The following is a 26,351-nucleotide window of genomic DNA, read 5'->3' as shown; positions in this document are numbered from 1 at the left end:
ATATCCCCCGGGAGTTCCTACGGTGGCAGGCGTGACCGAACACACCGTGGACGTCGTCCTTCCCTGTCTGAACGAGGCCGAGGCCCTGCCCTGGGTCCTCGCCCGCATCCCCGCCGGGTGGCGGGCCCTGGTGGTGGACAACGGCTCCACCGACGGCTCCGCCGACCTCGCCCGCTCCCTCGGCGCCACCGTCGTGCCGGAGTCCCGGCGCGGCTTCGGCGCCGCCTGCCACGCCGGACTGCTCGCCTCCGACGCCGAGTTCGTCTGCTTCTGCGACTGCGACGCCTCCCTCGACCCCGGACTGCTCACCGGCTTCGTCGCGGCCGTCGCCGCGGGCCGGGCCGATCTCGTGCTCGGCCGGCGCCGGCCCCGCGGACCGGGCGCCTGGCCGCTGCACGCCCGCGCCGGGAACCTCGCCCTCGCGCACATGCTGCGCCGCCGCACCGGGCTGCGCCTGCACGACCTGGGCCCGCTGCGGGCCATGCGGCGCGAAGCCGTCCTCGCCCTCGCGCTCACCGACCGGCGCTCCGGATACCCGCTCCAGATGGTCGTCCGGGCCGCCGACGCCGGGTGGCGGGTCCGCGAGGAGGACGTCCCCTACCTGCCCCGAGCCGGCAGGTCCAAGGTCACCGGCACCTGGCGGGGCACCTGGCACGCCGTCCGCGACATGCGCGCGGTCCTCGCCGAACCCCCGCACACCGCCGCCCTCGGGGGGACGCGATGACCAGCCTCCTCGTGATCGCCAAGCAGCCCCTGCCCGGCCGGGTGAAGACCCGGCTCACCCCGCCGTTCACCCCCGGCGAGGCGGCGGCCCTGGCCGAGGCGGCCCTCGCCGACACCCTCGACGCCGTGGCCGCCACCCCGGCCGACCGGCATGTCCTGGTCCTCGACGGCTTTCCGGGCCCGTGGCTGCCCAGCGGCTTCGAGGTCCTGCCCCAGTGCGCCGGCGGCCTGGACGCCCGCCTCGCCGCGGCCTTCGCCCACTGCACCGGCCCCGCCCTGCTCATCGGCATGGACACCCCCCAGGTCACACCGGACATCCTCGCGCCCGCCCTCGCCTTCGACCGGTGCGACGCCTGGTTCGGGCCGGCCGCCGACGGCGGGTTCTGGGCCCTGGGCCTGGCCGTCCCCGACCCCGCCCTCCTGCTCGGCGTACCCATGTCCGTACCGGAGACCGGAGCCGTCCAGTACGAGCGGCTGCGCGCGGCCGGGCTCCGCACCGGCCTCCTGCCGTGCCTACGGGACGTGGACACGGCCGCGGACGCCGCCGAGGTCGCCGCCCGGGCCCCGGCCGGCCGCTTCGCCGCCCTCCACCACCGCCTGAACTCCGGCTCGCAGGACACCCTGTGACCGCCCCCGCCAACCCGCACGCCCCCGCCGACGGCCCGCACCCCCCCTCCGCCCCCGGCCCGGCATGGTGCGACGACCCCTACGACCGCGCCCTGCACGCCGGGCGGGGTCCCCTCTTCCTGCGCCGGACGGACGGCTGGCTGCTGCCGCTGGACGTCGAACGCTGGTGCACCGACGCCGACGCAGCCGACCGGAGCGTGCTCGCCCGCTGCCGCGGCACCGTCCTCGACATCGGCTGCGGCCCGGGCCGGCTCGTGGCCGCGCTGGCCGAACGAGGCCACCGGGCACTCGGCGTCGACGTGAGCCCCGCCGCCGTCCGCCGTACGGTGCGCCGGGGCGGCACCGCCCTGTGCCGGTCGGTGTTCGGACCCCTGCCCGGGGAAGGCCGCTGGACCACCGCCCTGCTCATCGACGGGAACATCGGCATCGGCGGCGACCCCGCGGCCCTGCTGCGCCGCACAGCCGCCCTCCTGGCCCCCGGCGGACGGCTGATCGCGGAGGCCGCTGCGGTCGAGGTGGACGAGCGCTGCGAGGTACGGCTCGACGACGGCCGCGGCGACCCCGGCCCCGCCTTCCCCTGGGCCCGGGTGGGCCCCGAGGCCCTGGCCCGCCACGCCACCGGCGCCGGCGCCGGCTGGCGGACCGGCCACACCTGGTCGGCCGTCGGCCGCCACTTCACCGAACTCATACACGGCCCGCACCCCGGCGAACCCGTACGCGCACCCGGACCTCCGTCCCCGGGCGGCGTCTGACGGCGGCCCCTGGGCGCTCTCACCCGCCGCCAGGACCGGGGCAGGACCACGACACCCGCGGCCACGGCCGGATCAGCGCCAGGTCGCGCGCGTCCGGCAGGGGGAGCGCCGACGGGTTCGGTGGCGCCCCCGGCCGCAGCAGCACCGGCAGCGCGACCAGCACCAACGCCCCGCAGGTGAACAGCGCACCGCGCACCACCGGCCGGGCCGGTCCGGCCGCCACCAGCAGTCCCCCGGCGAGCACCAGCGGTGCGAGGACCCCGTCGTGCAGCACGAGCGCGCCCGCCAGCCACACCTGCACCCCCTCCCGGTGGGGCTGCGCCGCGTGATGCCGCGCACCGATGCCGGCCAGCAGCAGACCGGGCCCGCCCAGGCCCCGGCGGACCGCGGACCCGGACCTCACAGGACCTCCGGCCGCGCGACCCACCTGGTCTCCAGCACGCCGGGCCGGTTCGGCGCGATGATCCGCGCCGGGTGGCCGTGGTCGGCCGACCGCACCTGCCCGTTCCGCCGCAGCGCGAGCAGGGTGAGCGGGCCCTGCGCGTACTCCCGTCCCGTCTCCATCACCCGGTGCGCGCCGCGCCCTTCCAGGGACACCGCCCGCAGGCCCGCACCATCAGGTCGCGGATCCGCACACCGCTCCACCCGGCCTCCGTGCTCCACCCTCCCACGCCCGCGATCGACAGCCGCGCCGCGGCCTGCGGCAGCGCCGTGAGCTCGGCGAGGGACGGCCGGTACGGCACCGGACCCAGCACTTCCAGGTGCCAGCCGCGGACCGCGGCAGCGGTCACCCCCGCCGCGGCGGCCGTCCGGTCGACCGGCAGGCCCTGGGGCCCGTACCCCGGGTGACGGGGCGCCAGCACGTCGAGCGGGGCCAGCGGGGTGAACGCCCGGCCGACCGTGGTCACGGTCACCGCTCCCACGGCCGCCCCCACCCCCGGCAGCAGCCCCCGCCGGTCCGGGCCGTCCCGTCCTTCGTCGGGCAGCGCGAGGGCACCCGCGGACCGGCGACTACGGTGCGCCCGGACGTCGGGGGCCTTGACCGCGAGGTGCAGCAGCACGGACCCGGCCCCGGCGGGTGCTGGAGGACGTGGCTGGTCGAGCCGGTCAGGACGCACACGGCGAGCGCCGCGCCCAGCCACCGTCCGACGGCGGTCGCCGTCCGCGCGTCGTGCAGCCGCCCCGAGGACCCGGGAGAGCGGAGCGCGGGCGGGCGCAGCGACGGCAGGCGGAGCGCGGGCGGGCGGAAGGCGGGCGGACGGATACGGGGCAGGCCCGGGCGCCGGCCGGATCGAGAGCGCGTGCACCCGTACAGCCGCGGCCACCGGCCGCGCAGGCCGTCCCGGCACCTTACGAATCGCGGACGCCGTGCCGTGCCCGGCTCCCCGACGCGCCTCCTGCTGCGAGGGTGACGGGGTGACCCATCCGCCCCTCACCGCACCCGCGTCCGCCCGGCGGGCGACGGCGGCCACCGCGGCACTGCTGGCCGTGCTGACCGCCGTGCTCGTCGTCACCGTCCGCAAGGACGGGTACTTCGCCGACCCGGCCGGCCTGTCCTGGTGGTACGCCGTCTGCTGGGCCCTGTTCGCGGCGGCCGCCCCGGCCCTGCGCCGGGTGCCCGCCCGGCACGCCGCCGCCCTCGTCCTCGCCGGGGGCGTCGCCGTGGCCGCCACCGGCCTGGTCGCCCCGCCCCGCACCAGCACCGACTCGTTCCGCTACGCCTGGGACGGCCGGGTGCAGGCCACCGGCACCTCCCCCTACGACCACGCCCCGGCCGATCCGGCGCTCGCCCCGCTCCGCGACGCCTGGCTCTTCCCCGGCGGGGCCGCCTGCGGAGGACCGGACCTCGTCCCCGTCTCCGGGGACGTCTGCACGCGCATCAACCGCCCCCGGGTCCACACCGTCTACCCGCCGGCCGGCGAGCTCTACTTCCTCCTCGTGCACACCGTCTCCCCGGACGGCGTCCGCCACAAGGCGCTCCAGGTCGGCGGCGCCGTCCTCGCGGTCGGGACCACCCTGGTGCTCCTGCGGATCCTGCGCCGCCGCGGCGACCCGCGCACCGCCGCCTACTGGGCCTGGTGCCCCGCCGTCCCCGTCGAAGCCGTCAACAACGCCCACGTCGACGCCCTCGCCGTCCTGCTGTCCGTCGCCGCCCTCGGGCTGACGGTCCGCCACCGGGCCGCCGGCGGAGCCCTCCTGGGCCTGGCGACCGCCGTCAAGCTCCTGCCCGCCGTCCTGCTGCCCGGCGCCCTGTCGGGCGTGCGCCGGGCGCGCGACGCCGCGGCCACCCTGCTGCCGGCCGCCGCGGTCCTCGCCGCGCTCTACCTCCCGTACGTCCTCCTCTCCCAGTCCTCCGTCCTCGGCTACCTCGGCGGGTACGCCGCGGAGGAGGGCTACCAGGACCCCTCGTCCCACGACCGCTACGCGCTCCTGCGCCTCGTCCTGCCCGACTCCTGGGCCGTCGCCGCGGTGGTCGCGGGCATGCTCGCCGTGAGCCTGTACGTGATCCGCCGGGGCGATCCGCAGCGCCCGTGGAGCGGAGCCCTCCTCGTCACCGGGACCGCCTTCCTCCTGATGACCCCCGGCTACTCCTGGTACGCCCTGCTCCTCGTCGCCCTGGTGGCCCTCGACGGCCGTTGGGAATGGCTCGGGGTCGCCGTCGCGGGCGCCGCCGCCTACATCACGGCCCGCACGGTCCCGGGCGCCGCAACGGCCGCCTACGCGGCCGCGGCCCTGGCCGTCGCCTGCGGCTGGGCGCTGCGCTCCGCACCGCTGCGGCGCGCGAACGCAGCCGCCCGCGCCCGCTGACGCCGGTACCGCCCGGGCCCGTGGCGAACCGCGCGCCACACGACGGGCTGAACCGGCGGGCGGCCCGACCACCGCCCGCGGGCACCCCGGCCACACTTCCCCCGGACGCGGCCGTGCGGGGCGCGTGCCGGCGGGCGCGGACGCGGGGGAGTCGGGCGAGGGAGGCGAGGGGACCTGTCACGGGGCACCGATCGGGCACGGCCGTCGTGGTCGGCGGAAGCTTCTACGAGGAGGTCGTGCTCGTCGAGCGGGGCCCCGTGGACGGGACACCGGGATGGAACTGCGCGGGACGGGAGCGCCGGTGTCCGACTACGGCGAGGGGATCGACTTCCTCCTGCCACCGGTACGGCACCGCGCAGCCGGACCGGGGGGTGATCCAGACCTTCACGCGCGACGAGCCGGAGCGCCGACTGCGGCGCAGGCTCCTCGCCCGCCCGCAGGGGCCGGAGCACGCAGGGTCTCGGCCGGGCCTGTCAGAAGCGGCTGGGACGCCTGCTGGTGGCGCTGTGGACCTGTCCACCAACTCGGACCTGATGGGGAGCCCCGGCGGGCAGCCGCGGGGGGCGCGGATCGCGCACGGGTACGACGCCCGGCTGTTCCGCGTGGCCGTGAAGGACGAAGGCCTGTGGGCGCGTTGTGGGCGCGTGGTGAACATGGCGGCGTCCCCGGCCCTCCTGTTCCATGCCGCGGTGGGCCTCAAGTTACACCCAGGCCTGACGGTGGGCCGTCGTCGGCGCCGCCGCAGCGACGCCGTCAACCCCGACGTTCGTCGGGGGTACGGGCCGCCGTTCGGCCGGGGCGCCCCCGGCCCGGCGTTCCTAACGTCGGGACCATGGAAACGATCAAGAAGTACGGGCGGCAGCCCCGACACCGCCTGCCCGCGGCGGGAGCGGCGATCGCAGCGGGCGCGGTCGCGGTGGCAGCACTGGCCCCCGGTGGAGAACCGGCCCCCGGCGGAGCAGAAGGCACCGGTGGGCCGGTCACCGTCACGGGAGGAACCTCCGCGGCGGTGTACCGGGCCCTCGCGGGGGCCGTCGCGGACGGGCCGGCCTGGATCCGGGCGGCGTTGGAGGCGGCGAGCGAGGGCACGCTGCTCCTCCTGGGCCTGCTGCTGGCACGGGCCGCGTGGCGAGTCCTGCGCGGCCGTGACGCACGGGGCCTGGCCGGGGTCGCGGTGGCTGCCGCGGGCACGGCCCTGGCCTACGGGTCCAGCGAAGCGCTGAAGGCCCTCGTCGACGAGGCCCGCCCCTGCCGCGCCGTGCCATGGGCGGCGCGGGCTGTCGCCGACTGCCCCGCACCGGGGGACTGGTCGTTCCCCAGCAACCACGCCACCCTGGCCGCCGCGCTGGCGGTCGGCGTGGCGGCGATACGGCCGCGCGTCGCGGCCGTTGCGCTGCCGGTGGCCGGAGCGGCCGCGCTGCTGAGGGTGCTGGTCGGCGTGCACTACCCGCACGACGTGCTCGCGGGAGCGGTGCTCGGGGCGACGCTCGCGGTGGCGGTACGGCTCCTCGCGATGCCCGCGGCCGTCCGTGCCGCGTCGGCGTTCCTCGTACGACCGCCGGGCCGCAGGCGCCGGCTACCCCGTGAGTCCCGTGTCTGCGTTGCGTCCCGGGACGATGCCGGCCTCGTGCGCGGTCACGGCCGCCGCGGCCCGGTTGTCGACGCCGAGCCGCGCGAGGATGGAGCTGACGTGCGCCTTCACCGTCCCCTCCGCGAGGCCCAGGCGGCGGGCGATCCGACCGTTGGACAGACCGCTGCCGAGGCAGCCGAGGACGTCCCGCTCGCGGGGGGTCAGCGCGTCCACCCGGGCGCGGGCGGCCGAGCGGCGGGAGGCCCGCGCACCCGCCCCCTCGGCGGCGAGGTGCGCGACGACGCGGGCGGCGACCTTCGGTGACAGGTAGGCGGCGCCGTCGGCCACGGCCCGGACACCTGCGATCAGTTCCTCCGGCTCACCCGATTTGATCAGGAAGCCCGCGGCGCCGTCGCTCAGGGAGCGCAGGATGTACTCGTCCTCGCCGAACGTCGTCAACATCACCACCCCCGTTTCGGGGACGGTCCGGCGGATCTCCGCGGCCGCCTCGATGCCGCCGGTTCCCGGCATCCGGATGTCGAGGACGGCCACGTCCGGCCGGTGGCGCCGGACGAGTTCCACCGCCTCCCGGCCGTCGGCGGCCCGGGCCACGACCGTCAGGCCCGGGTCCGCGGCGAGGACCGCGGCGATGCCCGCGCGGATCATGGGCTCGTCGTCGGCGATCAGGATCCGGATCATCGGACGTCCTTCCCCGTGTAGGTGTCGGCGGAGACCAGGTGCCCGCCGCGGAAGCAGAGCCGGTAGAGGTCGCCGGAGCGGTCGTCGAACGGGTCGGCGGTCTGCACGTAGAACTCGCAGGCCGCGTCCGGCGGCGCGGGCGCGGGTACTGCCGGGCGGTGCGTGGTCTGGCGTTCCGGAAGGTACGGGGCCACCTCCGCCCGGGGCTGCCCGGGGCGCAGGCGCCCGTAGTCCTGCGGATCGAGGACCGACTGCCGGGCCGTCGCGATGTCCCACGCCCGCACCGCGCTGACGAGGACCACCGCCGTGCCCAGCGGCACCAGGACGGCCGCGACGGCGGTACGGCCGAGCCGACGGCTCGCGGTCCGGTGCTCCGGAGGCAGCCCGGCCCCGGAACGGCCGTCCGGGTCGGGAGGCCCGTCGGGCGCGGTGAGGTGGACGCGGCCCACGCGGCCCTGCGCGGCGGCCGTCCGGGGGCCGTGGGGGAGGGCGGCCCGGACGGCGAAGCCCTTGCCCTCGGGCCCCGCGGCGAAGGTGCCGCCGGCCAGGCGTACGCGTTCGTGCAGGCCGATGAGCCCGAACCCGTGGCCCGCGCCGGAGGAGGGACGCCCGGGCCGGACCGCCTCCGCGGCGGACGGGGCGGGCGAGGACGGCACGGAGGGAGCGGAGGGCACGGGGCGGCCGGAGGCTGCGGAGGGGGCGGTGGGTGCCGGTTCGTTCGTCACGGCGAGGTCGATGCGCTCCTTGCCGTACCGCACGACGACGCTCGCCCGGTGGCCGGGCGCGTGCTTGGCCACGTTCGTCAGTGCCTCCTGCACGACGCGCCGGACGGCCCGGTCAGCGATTGACGCAGCGTCCCCGCCGTCCCCGTCCCCGCCCTGCACGCGCAGCCGGACGTCCAGCCCGGCCGCGGCCGCCCGGTCGACGAGACCGCGGAGTGCCGGCAGCCCCGCCCCCGTACCGCCACCCGGCTCCGGTTCCCGGTCAGACGGCCCGTGCAGGACACCGATCACCTCGCCGAGCCGCTCCACGGCCGCGCCCGCCCGGGCACGGATGTCCCCGGCGGCGGCCCGGCCGTCCTCGGACAGGCCGGGGGTCAACTTCAGCGCCCCCGCAGACAGGGCGATGAGACTGAGGTCGTGTCCCAGGAGGTCGTGCATGTCCTGCGCGATGCGGGTCCGCTCGCGCAGCCGGGCCTGTTCGGACACCAGGAGCTGCTCCCGTTCCAGCTGAGCGGCCCGTTCCCAGCCGGCCCGCACCAGTTCGCGGTACTGGCGCAGGAACCGGCCCGTGAACCACGGCAGCATCGCCGCCACCAGCAGCAGCCCCACGAACCTGCTCGCCAGGCCCAGCCACGCCGGCACCAGGAGGACGGCCACCACCGCGGCGCCGAGCACGGTGGTCAGGGCCAGCACCGTGCCCAGACTCCGGCCCGGCTGCCGGCCGGCGGCGAAGGCGCACAGCGCCGCGGGCACCGCCCACCACAGGACGGCGCCGCCCGCCCGCACCGCGCCCATCGCCCCGAGGAGGAGCGCCGCGGACAGCACGGGCGCCGTCGCCCGGTTCCTGATGATCACTGAAACCATGGACGAGACCCTACGAAACGCCCCCGGCCGCCGGGAACCGCACCTCACCCGGCCCGCGCCCGCCTTGGTTTACACCGCTCTGAGTGCGGTCAATACCAACCGGTACGTCCCTGTATCCGCCTGTTTGCCCGCTTCTCCGAAAGAAAGTGCCAGGATGTCCACTGCGCCCAGCTACCCCGCGCCCCGACCCCCGACCGGTACGACGACGACCCCGTACGACGTCGGCCTGCCGCTGCTCCGTCTCGTGCTCGGCCTGACCATGGCCGTCCACGGCGCCCAGAAGCTGTTCGGGTGGTTCGACGGGCCCGGGATCACGTCCACCGGCATGTTCTTCGAGAAGGCCGGCTATCCGGCGGGCACGGCCATGGCCGTGATCGCGGGACTCTCCGAGATGCTCGGCGGTCTGGGCGTGCTGTTCGGTCTGCTCACCCCGCTCGCCGCCGCAGCGATCGTCGGGGTCATGATCAACGCGATCGCGGTGAAATGGGCCGGCGACCTGATCGGCCAGCAGGGCATCGAGTACGAGGTCCTCCTCGTGGCGTCCGCGGCCACGCTCGCCATCACCGGCCCCGGCCGCTTCTCCGTGGACCACTTCATCCCGGTGCTCCGCGACCACCGCGTGATCTACGGGGTCGCGGCGTTGGGCCTCGGGGTCGTCCTGGCCTTCCTGCTCCTGCTGATCAAGGACTGACCGCCGGCGCCGACGCCCGGTCGAACCGCGGACGACCGGTCAGAGGGCGGTGCCCGTCTCCTCGGCCAGTGTCCGCAGGAGAAGGTCCTGGAACGCCTCGTCGTGAACGGCGCGGTGCGGCTCCAGCATCTGCCGGTGGTACCAGTACCCACCGGTGACGAGGGCCCCGGGGTCGTCCCCGGCGGCGAGCCACGCCTGGGTCCGGTGGCCGAGCACGAGGTCGTCCGGTGCGTCGGGGCCGCCCATCCTGGTCGGCACCCAGCCGGGGTCCACGGCGTTGCTCAGCACCCCGGGGCGCAGGCGGGCCACGGCGGCCGCGAGCGCGGTGACGAACAGTTTGCTGTCGGAGTACGAGCCGGCGCTCCCGCCCCGCCAGTCGACCCCGGCGAGCGAGGGGTGCCCGCCGAAGTGCGAGCCACTGCTCAGGTACACCAGCCGGCGCGGCGCGCGCAGCAGGGCCGTGAGCAGGTACGGTGCGACGATGTTGACCGGCATGACCGCCGGCCCGCTCCACACGCCCGCGTTGTGGATGACCGCGTCGAGCGGCCTCCCCGCGTCCAACTCGTCGGCGATGCGCACCACTGCGTCACGTTCGGTGAAGTCACCCACGACGATGTCCGCGCCGCGGGCCACCAGTCCGCTGAGGGCGGCGGCGCGGTCTTCGTTCCGGGCGTGCACCACGACCTCGTGCCCCGCGGAGAGCAACGCGTCCGCAGCAGCGCGTCCCAGGCCCTCCGCGGAACCGGTCACCAGGATTCGGCTCATGAGCGCACCCCGTCCTCTCGGCGGCCCCCGACGGTCCACCGCGAAAGCCCGCCCCCCGGACATCACCCTGGCCTCCGACCACCGTCTCCGCATCTCCGCCGCCCGGGCCGGGCCGCTCCGCCCGGTCCACCCCGGCACGCCGTCCCGCGCCGCCGACGCCGGCTCATCGACGCGGACCGCCGAGGCCGTCGGCGGCCTTCGGCTTCCCGCCCGGCCTCCTCGGCCCGGACCTGACGGCTTCGGCGGCCCTGCCGCGCGAGCAGTCGGGCTGGCGGCCGACCCGCCCCGGACCGCTCGACGACCTCGGCCAAGGCCACTGGCTCGTCAGCTGACGAACGGGCCGGACGGGTGGACGGGGCGGGGCAGGGGCCGAGCGCGTTGGCGGCCGCCGCTGAGGTGGACTCTCATGGACAGCGGACCGCCCCGCCGCAGCCCGGGCCGCGCCGAGAACACCACGGAGGGAGGGGCGCGGAAGCCGTGAACAGTGCCGCACGCATCGACGTCCACCAGCACGTGATCCCACCCGACCGCATCCGCGCCATCGCCGACCGCGCCACGGCCCTCGGCTGGCCGGCGCCCGCAGGGGACGAGACGAGCGCCGTCGCTGGACCGCCGCGCGATCGCCACCGGCGTCCTGTCGTACGCCGCCCCGCTCGCCGCCCCCGACGACCCCGAGGGCGCCCGCGCCACCGCCCGGGCGGTGAACGAGTTCACCGCCGAGCTGGTCGAGGACCGGCCGGACCGCTTCGGAAACTTCGCCGTCCTCCCCCTGCCGGACGTGGACGGGGCGCTCGCCGAAGCCGTCCACGCCCCGGACGAGTTGGGTGCCGACGGGGTGATGGTCCTGTCCAACGCCCACGGCCGCTACCTCGGCGACCCGGCGTTCGAGCCGCTCTGGGCCGAGCTGGGCGCGCGTGCGGCGGTGGTCCTCGTCCACCCCACGGCGCCACCCGGGGTGATGGTCCCCGGCCTGCCCAGCCCGCTGGTGGACTTCCCGTACGACACGGCCCGGACCGCGCTGCACCTCGCCGTCGCCGGTGACCCGGGCCGGTACCCCGGGCTGAAGGTGATCCTTCCCCATGCCGGGGGGCTTCCTGCCGTACGCCGCCCACCGCTTCGCGGCCGCCGCCCGGCTCCGTCCGGGCACCACGCCCGAGGGCCTCATGGCAGAGCTGCGGCGCTTCTACTTCGACACCGCGTTCTGCGCGGGCCCCGCCTCCCTGCCCTCGCTGCTGGCCTTCGCAGCACCCGGGCACGTCCTGTACGGCAGCGACTTCCCCATGATTCCCGAGGAGTGGTGCGACGCGTTCGACGACGGGCTGGACGGCTATCGGCGCTGGGAGGACGGGCAGCTCCACGCGGTCCACCGGGGCAACGCCGAGCTGCTCCTGCCCCGCCTCGCACGGCCGTGACGCCACCGCCGGCCGACGGGGGCGGCCACCGGTGGCTGCGCCGGTCCACCGCACCGCCCGGCTCCGCCGGGTTGCCCGGGCCGACCGGAGCCGCTGACCGTCATCGCAGCCAGGACATGACGGCCGCCATGGAGGACGGGCGCGTCCGAGCCCGGGGCCGAGGGCGCCGTTCGGATCAGGGCGGGCGGTCCTTTGCGGTGAACGCCGGACGGCCGGCGATCGTGGCTGCGGTCGTGCGGGTACGGCGTCCCCGCAACGAACGACCCGCACCCTTGAGGAGACCAGTCATGTACGCAGCAGTCCGACGGTACGAAGGGGTGACCGATGCCGTCGAGGCGGCACGCATCGTGCAGGACGGATTCGTGCCGCTCATGCGCCAGGTCACCGGCTTCGTGGCCTACTACTGGGTCGATGCCGGCAACGGAGTGATGGTGTCGACCAGCGTCTTCGAGGACCGGTCCGGTGCCGACGAGTCGATCGCGCGGGCGGCCGACTTCGTACGGGACCACCTCGCGTCACTGCTCCCCAACCCTCCCCAGGTCCTGGCCGGGGAGGTCGTGGCCGCCGCATAGCGCGGATCATTTGGCGCGGCCGTAGCGGGCGTTCCCGGTCCAGATCCTTTCCAGCCGTACACGGGTACCGGGCCGGGGCGCGTGCCAGATCTTGTCGTGACCGGCGTAAATACCCACGTGTGCAATGGTCGAGCCGGCGGGAAAGAAGACCAGGTCTCCCGCGGTGCGCTGCCGGCGTGAAATGTGGTGGGTGCTCCGGTATTGCTGATCCGCCGTACGGGGGAGTACCCGCCCGGCCTTTCGGAAGGCGTAGAGCGTGAGACCCGAACAGTCGAATTCCCGGGGACCCGTGGCGCCGTAGACATAGGGCGCGCCCTCTTTCGAGGCGGCGATGGCAACGGCTCTGACACCGTACGAGGTCGCCTCGGCGGGCGTGGCGGAGGCGGATACCGTGGTCAGACAGATTATGATGATAAAAGCGAGGGAGTGGGGAGCGTATCGGGCTCTGTACGGGTCGGGCATCGTGACGGGCTTGCGGTGGTGAGCTGTGGGGCAGGGCAATCGTGATCCCTTCCGCATTCAGATACGGGGAACGGCGGGGAAGGCCGCTCTTCGGTGATATGCGTACCGGCTCTCGACGACGGCCTATTGTTCTCAGTAAACGTGTACCGACGCTTTTCGGACACGCCGTGAAATATCTCGGTTGGGTAAAGGGGCTGCGTAAATTCAGATGATGTGCGCAGCGGATTCGGCCGTTCGGGTTCCCCTGCCGGTCGGGACTTCTCCGGCCGTGCCCGTCAGCGGCCGGGCGGATCCTCGTGTCCCTCCCGCTGCGGGGAGTGCTCGATGCGCTACGGGTGCGGGCGAGGAGTTCGCCGGGCTCGCCGTCGGGCACGTCCCTGCCGTCGCCGTCGACCGGGCGGATCCCGTCGTCGGGTGAGAGCGGGCGGCCCTGCGTGCCGAGGACGGTCCCGTCCGGATCGCCCGGCCGGGTGGCCGTGAGCAGCCCCTCGGGCAGATGGAGGACCTGCTGAAGGCGGCAGCCCAGTTCACGGCCGATCCGTTCGACGGTCGCCGGGTGTCGGGGCGCGCCGCCGATCCGCACGAGGCGCAGACTGCTCAGGTCGGCCCGGTTCGCGTTCAGTGCGTCGAGCCGGGGCCGGCGGCGGCGTCCGCTGCCGGGGACGTGAGGGTGACCCGCTCCTGTCCCACGGCCCGGGTCCTCCAGCAGGACGACGGTGCCGCCGACGGAGAGGGTGCCGACGATGCCGGGGCAGCCGAAGGCGAAGTCGGCCCCGGCGGGCAGCGGGAAGAACGCCACCCGGTCGGCGCCCTGCGCGAGCGTCGGCCGGGGCGGGGCGTCGACGGAACCCAGCGGGAAGTAGTGGCAGCCCGACGGGTCCGTCGAAACACCGCCGTACGAGGCCGAGGCCGGGGCTTCTGGCGCATCCAGGGTGAACACCCGTCGCAGGAAGTGCCATCGGGCCGCGATCTCCGCGGCCGTCGCCGTGTGGCCGAAGCCCCGGTACGTCGAGGGGACCGGCGTAGCCCACGGCCTGGCTGACCCGCGCGACGCGGGACACCGCTGGCGCGCGCTCCGTGACGGGGCAGAGGACGGGGACCGCGCCGACCCGCATCGGCGCGAACACGGTGATGACGAACTCGGGAACGTTCGGCAGCTGGACGACCAGGCCAGGGCGTGCAGCCGTCGAGCGCGGATGCCATGAGCTTCCCTCCGCGGGCGCCCCCGCCCCTCCTCCCCGGCCATACAACACGTGCTTTCCCCGCCAGGGACCTCGCATTACCCCGGCGGTCCAAGGGGCGACGCTGACCAGGGAGGACGGACCGGGGTCTCCTCAGGGGTGGCGGAGCGGAGCACGGTCGGTACGGCGGGGAGCCGTCCTGCGGCGGCGTACGGCCGTGGCGGCCGTGACGGCCAGCGCCGTGGAGAGGAGGACCGCGCCGCCCAGCCGCAGGAGCGCGTCGTATGCCTCCTCGGGTGGCCGCTGCGGGGTCGTCGCCGAAATGGCCGCAGCGGCGCCGGCCAGGGCGATCGCGCCCGACGTGACCAGGAACGTCAGCAGGACGCCCGCCGCCTCCCCGGCCCTGGCGGGCGCGACGACCTGCTGGGTGGCCACGCCGGCGAAGGTGTAGCCCAGCCCCAACCCGAGGCCGCACCAGGCGAACACCGGTACGTACAGCCACCAGGCCGTGACCTCGGTCAGCGCGTACATGCCCGTCCCCGCGACCGCACCCGCCAGTGCCATCACCGGCGTCGGCTCCAAGTGCCGGCCCAGTCGCGCCCCGAGCGGCCCGCTGACCGCCACCATGAGCGCCGGGGCCAGGAACACCGTGCCCGCCAGCAGCGGCGATAGCCCGCGCACGCCCTGGAGGGTGAGGGTGGCGAGGAGGACGGTCACGGCGTAGGCCATGTTGGAGAGCGAGCCCATCGCGGTGACCAGCACGTACGGCAGGTTCCGGAACAGCCGCAGGTCGATCAGCGGGTGCCGGGCCCGCCCCTCGCGGACCAGGAACAACCCGCCGCCCCCCGCCGCCACGGCGAGGCAGCCGAGGGTGCGTGCGCTGCCCCAGCCCCAGGCGTCGCCGCGTTCCACGGCCAGGGTGAGCGCGGCCAGTCCGCACACGGTCAACGCGCAGCCCGGCAGGTCGAGCCCCCGCGGCGCGGACGGGTCGCGCGAGTCGGGGACGTACAGCAGGGCGGTGACCAGGGAGAGCAGGCCCAGCGGCACCATCAGCCAGAAGATCCAGCGCCAGCCCGGTCCCTCGGTGAACCCGCCGCCGACGAACGGCCCCAGCGCGGTCCCGATGTTGGCGACGCCGAACACGGCGCCCAGGGCCCGGGCGCGGGTCTGCTCGGGAAAGGCGTTGGTGATCACGGATACGGACACGGGGAACACGAACGCCGCCCCCACCCCCTGCACGATCCGGGCCGCCACCAGCAGGCCGAGGCCGGGAGCCAGCGCACACCCCGCCGAACCGGCCGTGAACAGCGCGATCCCGACCAGCAGGGTGACGCGCCGCCCGCACACGTCACCGGTGCGGCCGCCGATGATGAAGAAGCAGCCGATGGCGAGCATGTACGCCGACAGGGTCCACTGCGCGGCCGAGACCGTGACGTCCAGCTCGGCGGCGATGCCGGGCAGGGCGAGGTTGAGGGCGAAGAAGTCCAGCTGGATGCAGAACAGGGCGACGGCGACCGCGACGAAGGCGCCTCTCCGGGTGGCCGCCGGGGACTCGGGCCATCGCATGCGTCCAGCCTCCCCCGCCGGCCACGGTCCCGCCACGCCGGCCGGGCCGCCGCCTCAGGGGAGCGGGTTGTGTCCGAGCGGGACCGCTTCCCCGGGAGCGACCGGTCCGGGCGGGGTCCCGTCGCCGAAGGGCCGGCCGCCGAGGACCGCGCGGTCGTGCGGCGCGAGCCAGTCCGCCGGGTCGGGGCCGGCCGGCACGATCCCCGTCGGGTTGATGTCGGTGTGGACCAGGTAGTAGTGCCGCTTGATGTGGTCGAAGTCGACGGTGTCGCCGAAGCCGGGGGTCTGGAACAGGTCCCGCGCGTACGCCCAGAGCACCGGCATCTCCGTCAGCTTCTGCCGGTTGCACTTGAAGTGGCCGTGGTAGACGTGGTCGAAACGGACGAGCGTGGTGAACAGCCGGACGTCCGCCTCGGTGAGCGTGTCGCCCACGAGGTAGCGGCGGCGCTCCAGCCGGGCGGAGAGCCGGTCGAGCCGGGCGAACAGCCGCCCGTACGCGTCGGCGTACGCCTCCTGCGTGCCGGCGAACCCGGCCTCGTAGACGGCGTTGTTGACGTCCCGGTAGACGACCTCGTTCAGGGCGTCGATCTGCGCCCGCAGCGCGCGCGGGTAGAGCGCGGGGGCCCCGGGGCGGTGGTACCGCGTCCATTCGAGCGACATGTCGAGGGTGATCTGCGGGACGTCGTTGGTCACCACCTTCCCGCTCGGGACGTCCACGACGGCCGGAACGGTGATGCCCCGTTCGTAGCCCGGGTCCCGCGCGCGGTAGGCCTCCTGGAGCCGCCGGATGCCGAGCACCGGGTCGCGTCCACCGGGATCGAGGTCGAAGTTCCAGCTGCGCTCGTCGTGCACGGGGGCGGCGACGGCCATCGGCAGGGCCTGCTCCAACCCGAGGAGCCGCCGCACGATCACGGCCCGGCTCGCCCAGGGACAGGCCCGCCCCACCACCAGCCGGTAGCGGCCGGGCTCCACGGCGTAGCCGTCGCGCCCGTCGGCCGTGACCCGGGTGGTGATGTACCGGGTGTCTCGGCCGTACTTGCTGCCACGGCTCACATAGCTCACGCCCGGCGCCTACCCGCACGGGGCGGGCGCGAACGCGGACCCCGGCAGCCGCAGCTCGGCGCCGGCGTGCCCGCGGTTGCGCGGTTTCGCGGGAGGCGGCTCCCGCGAAACCGCCTCGCTGATCCGGTCCACCCGATCACCCCGACGTACCAACGGCCGCGCCCCTCACAGCGCCCCTCGAAAGGCCCGTCCGGGCCGGTGCCGCCGGCTGATCGCCGAAGAGGGCGGCGTGCTCGGCCACCGCCCGATGGCGAATTCACCCCGATATGATGCGTTCTGTGATCAGGTCGAGACGGCTGGGGCGTCGGCGCCCTCCCTACGGCGGCCGGTGGGACGCTGCCCTGCTGTCACCGGTGATCGTGACCATCCTCATCACGGCCCTGGCCTTCTCCACGCCGAGGGAGATCGCCTTCAGCCGCCTCCTGCCCGCCGCACCGGCACTGGCCGCCGCGATGTGGCCCGTCCTCCCCACGATCCTGCTCGGGGCGTTCTGCCTGCTGATCATGATCGGCCTGAGCTTCGCCTACACGGACCTGGGGACGCCGTACACCGCGGCAGCGATCGTCGCGGTCACCCTGGCGGCCGCCTACGCGAGCCATGTCCGGATCCAGCGGGAGGAGACGCTGCTCCACGTCCGGCTCGTCGCCGACGCCGCCCAGAAGGTGCTGCTGCGGCCGCTGCCGCACCGCATCGAGGACGTCGAGATCGAGTCGCTGTACGTGGCGGCGCAGGAGCAGGCGCGGATCGGCGGTGACTTCTACGAGGCGGTCGACACGCCGTTCGGGGTCCGGCTGCTCATCGGCGACGTACGCGGGAAGGGTCTGGCCGCGGTGGGGGCGGCCTCGGCAGTGATCAGCAGCTTCCGGGAGGCCGTGCACGACCAGCCCGACCTGAGGGGTGTCGCCCACCGCCTGGAGATCGGCATCTCCCGCCACAGCGCCGCCTACCCCGCCCTGGACCTGCCGGAGCGCTTCGCGACCGCCCTGGTCGCCGAGATCCCGCACGGCGGCGGCCGCGTCAGGATCCTCAACTGCGGGCACCCCCCGCCCTTGCTCGTGCGCCGCGGGGAGATCCGCGTCATGGAGCCCACCTGCCCGTGCCCGCCCCTCAACCTCGCCTCGCTCGTCGGGGAGCACTACTGCGTCGACACCTTCGTCCTCGCCCCGGGCGACGAACTGCTGCTCTACACGGACGGGGTCACGGAGGCCAGGGGCCGCGACGGCGAGTTCTTCCCGCTGCCGGAGTGGATGCGCGAGCAGAGCCCGACGCCGCCCCGCGAGCTGCTCGACCGGCTCCACCGGGCCCTGCTCCACTACAGCGGCGGCAGGCTTGAGGACGACATCGCCGTCCTCGCCGTCCGGTGGCCGGACACCCGGTGACCCCGGTGACGGGCCTTCGGCGGCGCTGACGTCAGCCGGTCACGGGGAGCAGCAGCGCCACCACCGCGTACTCCCCACCGCGCACACCGCGGCGCACAGAGCGGCCGCGGCCGCCAGGGCCTTCACGTCCACCGGACGGCTGCGGGGATCCGTGCGCGCGGCGAGAGCCGGCAGGGCCGACGAGTGCACGCCAGGAACCGTGTGCGTTCCATTCCCTCGTCGGTCCCGCCCGGTCACCGCTCGCGGACCCGCCGGACCACCACCGCCACCCGTGCCACCGCGGCCGCGGTACCGGCGCCGACGGGCACGAGCGGCCAGAACACGGGACGGTGCCCGAAGGCCCCGCACACCAGGAGCACGAAGACGGCCGCCACTGCGACGAGAAACCCGAACGCCCAGGGCCCGGACCGGTCCTGCCGCTCCAGCCGTGCCCGGCCGCCACGGCGGGCGAGGTGGCCGGCGGCGGTCACGGCCAGGGCGATCAGATACCCCATGACCAGCGGGTACAGCCCGAACAGCACGAGGTCCCAGCCGCCGGGGTGCCAGCCGGGCCACACGTCCCGCCCGTCGATCTCCACGACCCGCCCGTGCCACAGGCCCGCCGTGACCGGCTGGCCCTCCCGAAGGCCGCGGACGGCCTCGTCCGGGACGCCGCCCACCGTCTTCCGCTCGTCCCCGACGCGCAGGTCGACCGTGTACTCGGTGTGGACGAACCAGGTGCCGCTGCCGCCGTCCTGGCCCCCGCCGTCCCTCCCTGACTCCGTGTGCGACGTCAGCTTCGTGACGGTGGCCCCCGCCTTGTGCAAAGACCCGTTCGACCGCGCGAGCGCGACGGCCGTCTCCTCGTACGTGCGCACGGCGAGCAGCACGATCAGGGCGGTCATCACGAGACGGAACAGCACCCGCACCACACGGGCTGCTCCCGCCCTCCCGGTCCGCCCCCTGACCGCTCCCGTCGGGGACGTCGCGTCCGCGCCCGGCTCCTGCATCAGGCCCCCCTCGCCTCCGGTGGGGACGGGCGTGAGCCGCCCCCACCGGATCACACGCCGGACGGACGGCCGCGGTTGCGGGTCGGGTCAGTGGCGCAGGCGCATGTTGAGCCGGGCGGCCTGGCGCGTCAGGTGGTCGTGCTCGGCGAGGCCGGGTGCCTTCCGGGCCGCCTCGGCGTACAGCCGGGCCGCCGTGGGGCGCCGCGACGGCGGCCCGGAACTCGCCCAGGCTGCCGTCGGGCGCGGTCCGGGTGGCGCGCCGGCCGTGGTGGAGCAGCATGAGGGCGAGCAGCCCCTGCACCTCGGGGTGGTCGACCCGGGCACCAGGTAGGCCCGGGCGATCTGCCGGGTCACCAGGCCACGGTGACCGGCCACCCCTTCGGGTCCCGCGGCAGGTCGGCGGGCCCTGCGCGGACGGCCTCGACCAGGGCTTCCTGCACGGCGTCCTCGGCCGCCGCGGAGTCGGCTCCGCGGCGGCCGAGGATCCCGAGCACGCTCGGCGTGAGGTTGCGGAGCAGCGCCTCGTCCATCAGGGCGGTCACTCGGTGATGGTGGGCGGCGCGGCCAGGAACGGGCGCACCTCCAGCCACTCGTGAGTCCTCCCTCGCGACGCCCGGGAAACGCAAGGAGCCGCGGGAGCCGGACGGCGGACCCCGGACGGGGGAGCGGGCCGGACGGCCGTACGGCGGTGGAACGGGGCGGTGTCCGTCGGCCGCGGAACGGGCCGGGGCAGGGGTGAGGGTGTGCGCCGATTGGTCGGGGATCGGCTTGCTGGCGTGTGGGCCCTGGTGAAGGATCAGGCTACGGGATGCGCCGCTTATGTTGCGTGATGTGACGTTTCGCGGTGTGTCGTCCTTCGTCTGCCCGACTTCATGAGGAGTGGCCATGGAAGACAGCCCGCTCACCCGGCGACGGCTGCTGTGGGGTGCCGGCGCGGCGGGTACGGCTCTGGCCGCTGCCGGGCTGTCGCAGCTGGCGGCGCCCGGGGAGAGGGTGAAGGCTGCGCGGCCGAAACCCGTGCCCAAGGCGCCCAGTCCCGCCGGGGCGTCCGTGGGCAGGCGGCGGGAACCCTCGGTGGACTACGCGCCCGCCGTCTGGGCCGACGCCTCCGAGTCCAACTACGCGCCCGCGAACCGTCCCGAGGACTATCCCATCGACTACGTCGTCATCCACCTGACGACGGACCACCTGCCGATCATGCTCGCCACGTTCCAGGACCCCAGGGAAAGGGTCTCCGCGCACTACGTGGTCAGCGCAGCCGGCACGCGGATCGTCCAGTGCGTGCGCGAGCGCGACGTCGCCTGGCACTCCGGGAACGTCTGGTTCAACCACCGCAGCATCGGCATCGAGCACGAGGGCTGGATCGACCAGCCCATGTACTCCGACAAGATGTACGAGGCGTCCGCCGTGCTCACGGCCACGATCTGCGCGAAGTACGACGTGCCGGTCGACCGGGACCACATCGTGGGCCACGTCGAGGTCCCGCTGGCCACGCACGAGGATCCCGGGCCCGTCTGGAACTGGGACAAGTACATGAAGCTCGTCGCGACCGCCCGCCGGCGCATCAAGACCTGACAGCGCGTCCACCCCCCTCACGCGGGCTTGCCGTCGCCGTAGAGCCACGAGTCCCAGATCGGGTCGAGGTCCCGACCGGTCGCGGCCTCCGCGTACGAGGTGAAGTCGGCCGTGGAGGCGTGGCGGTGGCGGTGGCGTTGCGTCCAGCCCCGCACCAGGCTGTGGAAGGCGTCGTCGCCGAGAGCCTGGCGGATCTTGTGGACCACCATCGCGCCGCGCACGTACACCGGTTGGCGGGAGATGTCCGAGGCGGTCGGCGGCTCGGCGGGCGGGAAGTCCCACTCGTCGTCGTCCGCCGCCTTGGCGTGGTTGCGGTCGAAGTGCTCCTGTGCGGTGGACCCGCCGTGGTCCTCGGTCCACAGCCACTCCGCATACGTCGCGAAGCCCTCGTTGAGCCACATGTCCCGCCAGCTGCGCGGGGTGACGGAGTTGCCGAACCACTGGTGGGCCAGCTCGTGCACCACGTTGGTGGTGTGGAAGATGTCGGCCGGAATGGTCGGCCTGGTCTGGGTCTCCAGGGCGTAGGGCACGTCCGCGGCCTGATCTACGATCACCCCGGCTGCGGAGAACGGGTAGGGGCCGAACCTCCGCTCCGCCCATTCCATGATCTCGGGGAACCGGCCGAGCACCGCTCCGTCCTCGTCCACGCCCGCGGTCGTGTCCACCGCCGACACGACCGGGACGCCCGACCGGGTGCGGGAGGTCTTGATGTCGTAGCTGCCGATGGCCACGGTCGCCACGTAGCTCGCCATGGGCTCGGCCTGGTGCCAGTGGAAGGATTCCCGGTCGCCGCTGGTGCGCCGGGCGCGCAGCTGCCCGTTGGAGATCGCCTGCACCCCTTTGGGGACCGTGACGGTGATGTCGTACGAGGCCTTGTCCGACGGGTGGTGGTTGCCCGGGAACCAGGACATCGAGCCCGTCGGCTCCCCGAACGCGACCGCTCCCTTGTCCGTCCTCAGCCAGCCTTCGCGCCACCCGTTGTCATGGGTGATCGACTCCGGCGTGCCGGCATAGCGCACGACGCTGCGGAAGGCGGTGCCCTTCTTGATGTGGTCGCGCGGCTGTACGGTCACCTCCTGCCCCTCGTGCCGGACCTGCGCCTTGTTGCCGTCGACGGTGGCGCTCAGCACCTTCAGGCCGAGGAGGTCGAGATCGAAGGCGCTGAGGTGCTCCGTGGCCTTGGCGGTGATCTCCGCAGTGCCGTCGAGGCGGCCGCTGTCGGGGTCGTAGGCCAGGTCCAGGGCGTAGTGGGTGACGTCGTAGCCGCCGTTGCCGAGCTGGGGGAAGTACGGGTCGCCGGCCCCCGCGGCGGCGGGGCGCCCGCCGCGGAACACCGCACCGGGGGCCCCCGTCCGCCCGGTGTCCGCCCCGGTGGGAGCCCCCGTCCGCGCCTGTGTGCCGGTGCGGGCACCCGCCTCACCGCCGCCACGGCCCGCGGACTCCGAGCACGCGGGCAGCGCGGCGAGCAGGCCCGCGACCGCGACCGCGGTCAGACGTCGGGAAGTCTTCACACGGCCGAGCATGCCCCAGCCCTCCGGCGCCCCGGGCCCGCCACGCCGTGGCGTGGCCCCTCCGGCGGGCACGGACCGGCCATCGGCCGTACCGTTCCGGGACCGGGAACCCAGGCGGGGCTCGTGCCGCTACCTGCCCTCCAGCGCCTCGACCAGGCGGGGCAGGCCGCCGTCGGCGACGAGGAGGGCGAGGTGGTCGTGGTAGTCCCGGCTGCTGACGATCAGCCCGTCGCGCACCCGCAGTACCTGGATGTTGGCGGCGTCGAAGGTTCGCCCGGTCGACCGGTGGTGCACGTGGTAGTCGAACTCGGCGACGACCACCTCGGCGTCGTCGGTCTCGCGGACCACCACGTTCGCCGGGGTCAGCTCCAGGGGCGAATGCGCGGAGACCAGCGCGAACCGCTCCGCCAGTGCGGCCCGGCCCTCGATCCGGCGCGGGCCGACCGGCTCGAAGACGGTCTCCACCACGGCGTCTTCGGCGTAGAGTCCGGCCAGTTCCGTGTACCGGCCCGCCCCGATGCCCTCGATCAGCTTCTGGAACACCTCGCGCGGTGACGGCGTTTCGGGCATGACGAACCTCCCGTGGGATAGCGGATAGAATCGGACCAGCGACTCCGTTTCGACGATACGGACTGGTGACTCCGGTTGTCCAGGGCGGGTTTCCGCCGTCGACGGCGAAGGGTGGGAGACGGATGGGTGGCGCTCAGGAACGCCCGCTGCGCGCGGACGCGGCCCGCAACCGGGCCAGGCTGCTGGACGCCGCCACGGAGGTGTTCACCACCCGCGGAGTCGGGGTGACGACCGAGGAGATCGCCCGGACCGCCGGGGTCGGGGTCGGCACCCTCTTCCGGCACTTCCCGACCAAGGAGGCCCTGCTGGAGGCGGTGATGGTGCGCAGGCTGGAGGAAATCGCAGCCCGGACCGCGCAGCTCGCCACCGAGACCGGACCTGCCGAGGCCCTCTTCGCCTGCTTCCGCCTGGTGGTGGAACAGTCCGCGGGCAAGGGCGAGTTCGCCACACAGCTGGCCGCGGCAGGAGTGGACGTACACGCCTCCCTGCACGGGCTGACCACGGAGATCCAGGCCCGGCTGGCCGAGCTGCTCGCCGCGGCGCAGGGGGCGGGGGCGGTCCGCCCGGAGCTGGGGATGCCGGAGCTCCTCGCCCTCCTGGCCGGCACCGGCGGCGCGATGGAACAGCTCGGACCTGATCCGGAACCCCGGGAGCGGATCTTCGAGGTCCTCTTCGACGGGCTGCGGCCGCGCTGACCGAAGGCGGCTCAGGCCGGTACCGCTGGGGCGAGGGTGAACAGGCGGGTCGATCCGGTGAGCTCCAGCATCCTGACCATCTGGTGACTGGGTGCCGCGAGTACGAGGTCGCGCCCCTCCTCCAGGGCCTCCTGCCTGGCGGTCAGCAGGGCGCTCAGCCCTGCGGAGTCGCAGAAGGACGAGTGCTGCAGGTCGACGACCACGTCCCAGCCCTCGGGGGCCACGGACAGGGCCGCTGTCAGGGAGGCCGCGAGCTGCTGCGCGTGGTCGTAGTCCATGTCGCCCCGCACGCGCACCACGAACCGGCCCGGGATCAGGCGCGTGGGCTCCGTCTGCTGCTTGCCCGTGGCCATGGCCCACCTCCTCGGTATGTCGGGCACCTGCCCTGCGCGCAGTCCCGCATGCACGGCTGCCGCGACGGCTCACCCGGGCGTATCGCCGGGCTTCGCGAGGGGCCTCGGGAGGCGGCCTCCGGAGCCCGGTCGCCGGACGGGGTCGTGCCGTCACCGGGGTGGACCGTGAAGCGCCGTCGGGGTCTCCACGTCGGTGCGGGCGGCGACCACGACGGTGATCGTCTTGCCGGAGGGCCCCGTCTCCACGGTCACGTGTTCGGCCAGCCGGTTCGCCATCAGCCAGCCGAAACAACCGGGGACGCCGGCCGCGGCGGGGCAGTGGACGGGGACTCCCTGGTCGGCGTCGGAGACCTCGACGGCTGCCCGGGGCGGCCGGCAGCGGATCCGGAAGGCGGTGACGCCGCCGGCGTGGCGCCGGGCGTTGGAGACCAGCTCGGTGACCACGAGGAGGGCGTCGTCGAGATCCGGACCGATGACGCCGTGTGCGGCCAGCACGCGGCGGGTGGTCTCTCGGGCCTCCTCTCCCGTCAGGCCGCCCGCTGGTCGATGTGCCATGGTCTTCCCTCCCTCGGCCCACCGGTGCCGGGCTGCTTCCTTGGGTCGCCTTGTACGCACACCCGTCCGCCGCGCGGCGCCCGGCCCCGGGTGGGCACCGCCTCACAGGCGCGTCTGTCCTGCGAGGGGGACCCGAAACCAACCGCGGCGGTTGTCTCGCCCGAGGGGCGAGCCACCAACAGCGGAGGTGTCCGCCCGGCGGATGGCGGGCGGGACGCGTCCGCTCTCCGGGATACGGTGCTCGTCCCCGAGCGCCGCGCCGAGACGGCCTTCCCTGCCAGTCGCAGGGCGTGCCCCTTGCGCCAAGTGGCCCTGCCGGCCGCGGTCTTGGGGTGGAGGGGGGCGCGGGTGCGGTCCTGTGTCGACCCCACGGCGTGCCCGTGTGGCCCGGTGTACCGTCCTCTCATCGCGCTCCGCCTGCGGGCCGCCCGGCGCTGCGCCCGGGCCTGCTCCCCCGCCTCGCGGCGCCGCCGGCGTCGCCCCGCCGCCTACCGCCCCGCCTCGGGGGCCGGTCGGGTGCGCACCGTCGCCCTGCGCCGCCCCCGACCACCGTCCGGTGGACGGCGATTCTGCAGCAGGTCGAGCATCTGTTCCATGACCTGGCCGAAGTCGTGCCACGGAGCCGCCGGCTGCTCGTCCGCCCGGCGAACGGTCGTGTCCTCGCGACCGGTTCCCGTCGACGTCATCGCGATCAACTCCTCCGATCGGGTCTCCCCGATCCCCTCGCCCTACACGCCCGGGGGCCGGTGCGCGGTGGCGCGGTTCCGGGACCTGTGGGAACTGCGGGCCCGTGCAGAGTGCTGGGGGTGCGTGTCGTCTTTCCTCTGTCGGCTGGTTCAAACCTGCATGGCCCGATCCTGCGCGGCTGACGCCCCGTCGGTCGAGGTGCGACGGGGCGTCAGCCCGACGACCTCATGAAGATCCGAGCCGCACGCGGCGCGACCTGTTGGTAAATAATTGCGGAATTACCGGACATACCAGTAAATTTCTTGCCGCGGCTTCGAGAAGTCACCGGCAGACGGGGCGAAGGATGAGCACGGACGACCACGTCGCGGTGACGACCGGGATCGCACGACTACACGCGTCGCCCGGCCTCGCCGGGCCCGGCCGGCTCGGGCTGGTCACCAACCACACCGGCGTCCTGCCCGACCTGCGCCCGGCCGCCCCCGCGCTGCTGGAAGCCGGCGCGCGACTGGTCGCCCTGTTCGGTCCCGAACACGGACTGCACGGGACCGGTCAAGCCGGCGAGAGCGAGGCAGCTCGGGCGGACCCCGCCACCGGCCTGCCGGTCCACGACACCTACCGGTGCAGCGGTGAGCTCCTCGACAAACTCCTGCTCGACAGCGGTGTCGACGCCCTGGTGTACGACCTGCAGGACATCGGGGCCAGGTTCTACACCTACGTGTGGACCATGTTCGACCTGATGGTCTCGGCGGCCCGTACGGGCGTACGGTTCGTGGTCGCCGACCGTCCCAACCCCCTCGGCGGGCTCGTCAGCGAGGGCCCCCTGCTCGACCCGGCCTGGGCCAGCTTCGTCGGGCGGGCCGCCGTACCCGTCCGGCACGGCCTCACCTGCGGCGAGCTCGCCCGGCACCTCAACGCCTCGGCCGTCCCCCACGCCGCGGGCGCCGCGGTCGACTTGACGGTGATCGAGGCCGTCGGCTGGCAGCGCGCCATGGACGCGGAGGCGGCCGCCCTGCCGTGGGTCGCACCCTCGCCGAACATCCCCACCCCCGCCACGGCCACCGTCTACCCCGGGACGTGCCTGTTCGAGGGCACGAACCTCTCGGAGGGCCGGGGCACCACGCAGCCCTTCGAGATCGTCGGCGCTCCGTACGTCGACGCGCGCCTCGCGCCCTCGCTCGCCGAGCTCGACCTGCCCGGCGTCCGCTTCCGCGACCTGAGGTTCGTGCCGACCTTCCACAAACACACCGGGCGGCTGCTGCGCGGAGTCCAGCTCCACGTCACCGACCGCGAGGCCTTCGCCCCCGTACGCACCGCCGTGGCGATGCTCGGCACGCTGCGGCGGCTGTACCCGCACCACTTCGCATGGCGGGCCGCCGACAGGGGTGCGGAAGGGGGCGACCGGCGTCCCTTCGTCGACCTGCTCTGGGGGTCCGACCGGTTGCGGCGTGCCGTCGACGCGGGCGACGACCCCTTGCCGCTGTGCGATCCGCCGGTGCCACCCGGCCGATGGGCCGGCGACGGCGTGCTGCTCTACCCCTGACCTGCGCATGGAAGGACGACC

27 protein-coding genes and 4 pseudogenes are annotated in these 26,351 nt (G+C 74.7%); 13 read left to right on the top strand and 18 right to left on the bottom strand.

All coding sequences use genetic code 11. The features are described from left to right. Positions 1 to 22: 22 nt before the first annotated feature. Genes ACSHWO_RS02260 through ACSHWO_RS02250 form a run of 3 tightly spaced genes read left to right on the top strand, consistent with a single transcriptional unit; the run spans position 23 to position 2,102 of the window. The gene (locus ACSHWO_RS02260; protein ID WP_438309826.1) at positions 23 to 724 is read left to right on the top strand and encodes a glycosyltransferase family 2 protein; all 702 of its coding nucleotides are present in this window, start codon (positions 23 to 25) and stop codon (positions 722 to 724) included. Then, a complete protein-coding gene (locus tag ACSHWO_RS02255; RefSeq protein ID WP_438309825.1) occupies positions 721 to 1,350 on the top strand; it encodes a TIGR04282 family arsenosugar biosynthesis glycosyltransferase in 630 nt (209 codons plus the stop codon). The genes ACSHWO_RS02260 and ACSHWO_RS02255 overlap by 4 nt, the downstream gene beginning before the upstream one ends. After that, positions 1,347 to 2,102 carry a class I SAM-dependent methyltransferase gene (locus ACSHWO_RS02250; protein ID WP_438309824.1) on the top strand — a complete coding sequence of 252 codons (756 nt, stop codon included), beginning with the start codon at positions 1,347 to 1,349 and terminating at the stop codon, positions 2,100 to 2,102. Before ACSHWO_RS02255 ends, ACSHWO_RS02250 begins: the two co-directional genes overlap by 4 nt. Before the next feature lie 19 nt (positions 2,103 to 2,121). Here ACSHWO_RS02250 and ACSHWO_RS02245 read toward each other — a convergent pair whose 3' ends face one another. From ACSHWO_RS02245 to ACSHWO_RS02235, 3 genes are read right to left on the bottom strand one after another with little or no spacing between them, the layout of a single operon-like run. Next, a complete protein-coding gene (locus ACSHWO_RS02245; protein WP_438309823.1) occupies positions 2,122 to 2,505 on the bottom strand; it encodes a hypothetical protein in 384 nt (127 codons plus the stop codon). Next, the gene (locus ACSHWO_RS02240) at positions 2,502 to 2,666 is read right to left on the bottom strand and encodes a molybdopterin-dependent oxidoreductase (RefSeq protein ID WP_438309822.1); all 165 of its coding nucleotides are present in this window, start codon (positions 2,664 to 2,666) and stop codon (positions 2,502 to 2,504) included. The genes ACSHWO_RS02245 and ACSHWO_RS02240 overlap by 4 nt, the downstream gene beginning before the upstream one ends. Further along, positions 2,666 to 3,163 carry a hypothetical protein gene (locus ACSHWO_RS02235; protein WP_438309821.1) on the bottom strand — a complete coding sequence of 166 codons (498 nt, stop codon included), beginning with the start codon at positions 3,161 to 3,163 and terminating at the stop codon, positions 2,666 to 2,668. Before ACSHWO_RS02235 ends, ACSHWO_RS02240 begins: the two co-directional genes overlap by 1 nt. A gap of 355 nt (positions 3,164 to 3,518) precedes the next feature. Here ACSHWO_RS02235 and ACSHWO_RS02230 point away from each other — a divergent pair, with 355 nt between their 5' ends. Next, positions 3,519 to 4,910 carry a glycosyltransferase 87 family protein gene (locus ACSHWO_RS02230; RefSeq protein ID WP_438309820.1) on the top strand — a complete coding sequence of 464 codons (1,392 nt, stop codon included), beginning with the start codon at positions 3,519 to 3,521 and terminating at the stop codon, positions 4,908 to 4,910. Between the two features lie 274 nt (positions 4,911 to 5,184). After that, positions 5,185 to 6,405, top strand: a pseudogene (locus tag ACSHWO_RS02225) (phosphatase PAP2 family protein); the annotation flags it as partial. Positions 6,406 to 6,486: 81 nt separating this feature from the next. Here ACSHWO_RS02225 and ACSHWO_RS02220 read toward each other — a convergent pair. Both ACSHWO_RS02220 and ACSHWO_RS02215 read right to left on the bottom strand, forming a co-directional pair. Further along, positions 6,487 to 7,179, bottom strand: coding sequence for a response regulator (locus ACSHWO_RS02220; protein ID WP_438309819.1), 693 nt, complete (start codon positions 7,177 to 7,179; stop codon positions 6,487 to 6,489). Continuing rightward, the gene (locus tag ACSHWO_RS02215; protein WP_438309818.1) at positions 7,176 to 8,765 is read right to left on the bottom strand and encodes a sensor histidine kinase; all 1,590 of its coding nucleotides are present in this window, start codon (positions 8,763 to 8,765) and stop codon (positions 7,176 to 7,178) included. The genes ACSHWO_RS02220 and ACSHWO_RS02215 overlap by 4 nt, the downstream gene beginning before the upstream one ends. 154 nt (positions 8,766 to 8,919) lie before the next feature. On the opposite strand from ACSHWO_RS02215, the gene ACSHWO_RS02210 reads away from it, so the two are divergent. Continuing rightward, positions 8,920 to 9,456 (top strand): DoxX family protein, encoded by a 537-nt coding sequence (locus ACSHWO_RS02210; protein WP_385839679.1) that lies wholly within the window; start codon positions 8,920 to 8,922, stop codon positions 9,454 to 9,456. 39 nt (positions 9,457 to 9,495) lie between these two features. On the opposite strand, the gene ACSHWO_RS02205 is transcribed toward ACSHWO_RS02210, so the two are convergent. After that, positions 9,496 to 10,221 (bottom strand): SDR family NAD(P)-dependent oxidoreductase, encoded by a 726-nt coding sequence (locus ACSHWO_RS02205; protein ID WP_438309817.1) that lies wholly within the window; start codon positions 10,219 to 10,221, stop codon positions 9,496 to 9,498. A gap of 604 nt (positions 10,222 to 10,825) precedes the next feature. Here ACSHWO_RS02205 and ACSHWO_RS02200 point away from each other — a divergent pair. The 3 genes and pseudogenes from ACSHWO_RS02200 to ACSHWO_RS02190 form a co-directional block, all read left to right on the top strand. Next, positions 10,826 to 11,260, top strand: a pseudogene (locus ACSHWO_RS02200) (amidohydrolase family protein); the annotation flags it as partial. Positions 11,261 to 11,300: 40 nt separating this feature from the next. Further along, positions 11,301 to 11,633, top strand: coding sequence for an amidohydrolase family protein (locus tag ACSHWO_RS02195; RefSeq protein ID WP_438309816.1), 333 nt, complete (start codon positions 11,301 to 11,303; stop codon positions 11,631 to 11,633). A 287-nt stretch (positions 11,634 to 11,920) separates the two neighbouring features. Then, entirely contained in the window at positions 11,921 to 12,205 is a 285-nt protein-coding gene (locus tag ACSHWO_RS02190; RefSeq protein ID WP_438309815.1) for a hypothetical protein, read from the top strand. Positions 12,206 to 12,211: 6 nt separating this feature from the next. Here ACSHWO_RS02190 and ACSHWO_RS02185 read toward each other — a convergent pair whose 3' ends face one another. From ACSHWO_RS02185 to ACSHWO_RS02170, 4 genes and pseudogenes are all read right to left on the bottom strand, one after another. Continuing rightward, positions 12,212 to 12,667, bottom strand: coding sequence for a C40 family peptidase (locus ACSHWO_RS02185; protein WP_438309814.1), 456 nt, complete (start codon positions 12,665 to 12,667; stop codon positions 12,212 to 12,214). 388 nt (positions 12,668 to 13,055) lie between these two features. Next, positions 13,056 to 13,913 (bottom strand): annotated as a pseudogene (locus ACSHWO_RS02180) (hypothetical protein); the annotation flags it as partial. A gap of 88 nt (positions 13,914 to 14,001) precedes the next feature. Beyond that, positions 14,002 to 15,414, bottom strand: coding sequence for an MFS transporter (locus ACSHWO_RS02175; RefSeq protein ID WP_438309813.1), 1,413 nt, complete (start codon positions 15,412 to 15,414; stop codon positions 14,002 to 14,004). Between the two features lie 54 nt (positions 15,415 to 15,468). Then, positions 15,469 to 16,476, bottom strand: coding sequence for a glutathione S-transferase family protein (locus tag ACSHWO_RS02170; protein WP_438309812.1), 1,008 nt, complete (start codon positions 16,474 to 16,476; stop codon positions 15,469 to 15,471). Between the two features lie 353 nt (positions 16,477 to 16,829). Here ACSHWO_RS02170 and ACSHWO_RS02165 point away from each other — a divergent pair, with 353 nt between their 5' ends. Continuing rightward, on the top strand, positions 16,830 to 17,855 hold the full coding sequence (locus ACSHWO_RS02165; RefSeq protein ID WP_438309811.1) for a PP2C family protein-serine/threonine phosphatase: 1,026 nt from the start codon (positions 16,830 to 16,832) through the stop codon (positions 17,853 to 17,855). 233 nt (positions 17,856 to 18,088) lie between these two features. Here the strand turns inward: ACSHWO_RS02165 and ACSHWO_RS02160 are convergent, their stop codons facing one another. From ACSHWO_RS02160 to ACSHWO_RS02150, 3 genes and pseudogenes are all read right to left on the bottom strand, one after another. Then, complete coding sequence (locus ACSHWO_RS02160; RefSeq protein ID WP_438309810.1) at positions 18,089 to 18,739, bottom strand: hypothetical protein; 651 nt, start codon at positions 18,737 to 18,739, stop codon at positions 18,089 to 18,091. Positions 18,740 to 18,931: 192 nt separating this feature from the next. Beyond that, positions 18,932 to 19,198: a hypothetical protein gene (locus ACSHWO_RS02155; RefSeq protein WP_438309809.1), complete on the bottom strand. Its 267-nt coding sequence runs from the start codon at positions 19,196 to 19,198 to the stop codon at positions 18,932 to 18,934. Next, positions 19,198 to 19,374: pseudogene (locus tag ACSHWO_RS02150) on the bottom strand (sigma factor); the annotation flags it as partial. The gene ACSHWO_RS02155 and the pseudogene ACSHWO_RS02150, both read right to left, overlap by 1 nt. Positions 19,375 to 19,729: 355 nt before the next feature. Between ACSHWO_RS02150 and ACSHWO_RS02145 the strand changes: the two are divergent. Next, positions 19,730 to 20,419 carry an N-acetylmuramoyl-L-alanine amidase gene (locus tag ACSHWO_RS02145; protein WP_385849030.1) on the top strand — a complete coding sequence of 230 codons (690 nt, stop codon included), beginning with the start codon at positions 19,730 to 19,732 and terminating at the stop codon, positions 20,417 to 20,419. A 17-nt stretch (positions 20,420 to 20,436) separates the two neighbouring features. On the opposite strand, the gene ACSHWO_RS02140 is transcribed toward ACSHWO_RS02145, so the two are convergent. Next, positions 20,437 to 21,930, bottom strand: a complete 1,494-nt coding sequence (locus ACSHWO_RS02140) for a M1 family metallopeptidase (protein ID WP_438309807.1) — start codon at positions 21,928 to 21,930, stop codon at positions 20,437 to 20,439. Positions 21,931 to 22,059: 129 nt separating this feature from the next. Further along, positions 22,060 to 22,500 carry a nuclear transport factor 2 family protein gene (locus tag ACSHWO_RS02135; RefSeq protein WP_438309806.1) on the bottom strand — a complete coding sequence of 147 codons (441 nt, stop codon included), beginning with the start codon at positions 22,498 to 22,500 and terminating at the stop codon, positions 22,060 to 22,062. 122 nt (positions 22,501 to 22,622) lie between these two features. On the opposite strand from ACSHWO_RS02135, the gene ACSHWO_RS02130 reads away from it, so the two are divergent. Next, positions 22,623 to 23,195 (top strand): TetR/AcrR family transcriptional regulator, encoded by a 573-nt coding sequence (locus ACSHWO_RS02130; RefSeq protein WP_438309805.1) that lies wholly within the window; start codon positions 22,623 to 22,625, stop codon positions 23,193 to 23,195. A gap of 11 nt (positions 23,196 to 23,206) precedes the next feature. Here the strand turns inward: ACSHWO_RS02130 and ACSHWO_RS02125 are convergent, their stop codons facing one another. From ACSHWO_RS02125 to ACSHWO_RS02115, 3 genes are all read right to left on the bottom strand, one after another. Then, positions 23,207 to 23,548 carry an STAS domain-containing protein gene (locus tag ACSHWO_RS02125; RefSeq protein ID WP_438309804.1) on the bottom strand — a complete coding sequence of 114 codons (342 nt, stop codon included), beginning with the start codon at positions 23,546 to 23,548 and terminating at the stop codon, positions 23,207 to 23,209. Between the two features lie 150 nt (positions 23,549 to 23,698). Then, the gene (locus tag ACSHWO_RS02120) at positions 23,699 to 24,103 is read right to left on the bottom strand and encodes an ATP-binding protein (protein ID WP_438309803.1); all 405 of its coding nucleotides are present in this window, start codon (positions 24,101 to 24,103) and stop codon (positions 23,699 to 23,701) included. 488 nt (positions 24,104 to 24,591) lie between these two features. Beyond that, entirely contained in the window at positions 24,592 to 24,789 is a 198-nt protein-coding gene (locus tag ACSHWO_RS02115) for a hypothetical protein (RefSeq protein ID WP_438309802.1), read from the bottom strand. A gap of 344 nt (positions 24,790 to 25,133) precedes the next feature. Between ACSHWO_RS02115 and ACSHWO_RS02110 the strand changes: the two genes are divergently transcribed. After that, on the top strand, positions 25,134 to 26,330 hold the full coding sequence (locus ACSHWO_RS02110; protein WP_438309801.1) for an exo-beta-N-acetylmuramidase NamZ family protein: 1,197 nt from the start codon (positions 25,134 to 25,136) through the stop codon (positions 26,328 to 26,330). The last annotated feature ends 21 nt before the right edge of the window (positions 26,331 to 26,351 follow it).

The sequence above is a fragment of the Streptomyces pallidus (ex Mingjun et al. 2026) genome (assembly GCF_051550185.1).
In the GTDB taxonomy this organism is placed as follows: domain Bacteria; phylum Actinomycetota; class Actinomycetes; order Streptomycetales; family Streptomycetaceae; genus Streptomyces.
This window is presented reverse-complemented; position numbering and strand designations above follow the sequence as displayed.

What these genes read in the sequence shown, in the direction of transcription:
- ACSHWO_RS02215 (WP_438309818.1), bottom strand. Translation starts at nt 8,765, where the DNA reads ATGGTTTCAGTGATCATCAGGAACCGGGCGACGGCGCCCGTGCTGTCC.
- ACSHWO_RS02210 (WP_385839679.1), top strand. Translation starts at nt 8,920, where the DNA reads ATGTCCACTGCGCCCAGCTACCCCGCGCCCCGACCCCCGACCGGTACG.
- ACSHWO_RS02110 (WP_438309801.1), top strand. Translation starts at nt 25,134, where the DNA reads ATGAGCACGGACGACCACGTCGCGGTGACGACCGGGATCGCACGACTA.
- ACSHWO_RS02135 (WP_438309806.1), bottom strand. Translation starts at nt 22,500, where the DNA reads ATGCCCGAAACGCCGTCACCGCGCGAGGTGTTCCAGAAGCTGATCGAG.
- ACSHWO_RS02240 (WP_438309822.1), bottom strand. Translation starts at nt 2,666, where the DNA reads ATGGAGACGGGACGGGAGTACGCGCAGGGCCCGCTCACCCTGCTCGCG.
- ACSHWO_RS02125 (WP_438309804.1), bottom strand. Translation starts at nt 23,548, where the DNA reads ATGGCCACGGGCAAGCAGCAGACGGAGCCCACGCGCCTGATCCCGGGC.
- ACSHWO_RS02115 (WP_438309802.1), bottom strand. Translation starts at nt 24,789, where the DNA reads ATGACGTCGACGGGAACCGGTCGCGAGGACACGACCGTTCGCCGGGCG.
- ACSHWO_RS02220 (WP_438309819.1), bottom strand. Translation starts at nt 7,179, where the DNA reads ATGATCCGGATCCTGATCGCCGACGACGAGCCCATGATCCGCGCGGGC.
- ACSHWO_RS02195 (WP_438309816.1), top strand. Translation starts at nt 11,301, where the DNA reads ATGCCGGGGGGCTTCCTGCCGTACGCCGCCCACCGCTTCGCGGCCGCC.
- ACSHWO_RS02255 (WP_438309825.1), top strand. Translation starts at nt 721, where the DNA reads ATGACCAGCCTCCTCGTGATCGCCAAGCAGCCCCTGCCCGGCCGGGTG.
- ACSHWO_RS02175 (WP_438309813.1), bottom strand. Translation starts at nt 15,414, where the DNA reads ATGCGATGGCCCGAGTCCCCGGCGGCCACCCGGAGAGGCGCCTTCGTC.
- ACSHWO_RS02130 (WP_438309805.1), top strand. Translation starts at nt 22,623, where the DNA reads ATGGGTGGCGCTCAGGAACGCCCGCTGCGCGCGGACGCGGCCCGCAAC.
- ACSHWO_RS02160 (WP_438309810.1), bottom strand. Translation starts at nt 18,739, where the DNA reads ATGACCGCCCTGATCGTGCTGCTCGCCGTGCGCACGTACGAGGAGACG.
- ACSHWO_RS02185 (WP_438309814.1), bottom strand. Translation starts at nt 12,667, where the DNA reads ATGCCCGACCCGTACAGAGCCCGATACGCTCCCCACTCCCTCGCTTTT.
- ACSHWO_RS02205 (WP_438309817.1), bottom strand. Translation starts at nt 10,221, where the DNA reads ATGAGCCGAATCCTGGTGACCGGTTCCGCGGAGGGCCTGGGACGCGCT.
- ACSHWO_RS02120 (WP_438309803.1), bottom strand. Translation starts at nt 24,103, where the DNA reads ATGGCACATCGACCAGCGGGCGGCCTGACGGGAGAGGAGGCCCGAGAG.
- ACSHWO_RS02190 (WP_438309815.1), top strand. Translation starts at nt 11,921, where the DNA reads ATGTACGCAGCAGTCCGACGGTACGAAGGGGTGACCGATGCCGTCGAG.
- ACSHWO_RS02145 (WP_385849030.1), top strand. Translation starts at nt 19,730, where the DNA reads ATGGAAGACAGCCCGCTCACCCGGCGACGGCTGCTGTGGGGTGCCGGC.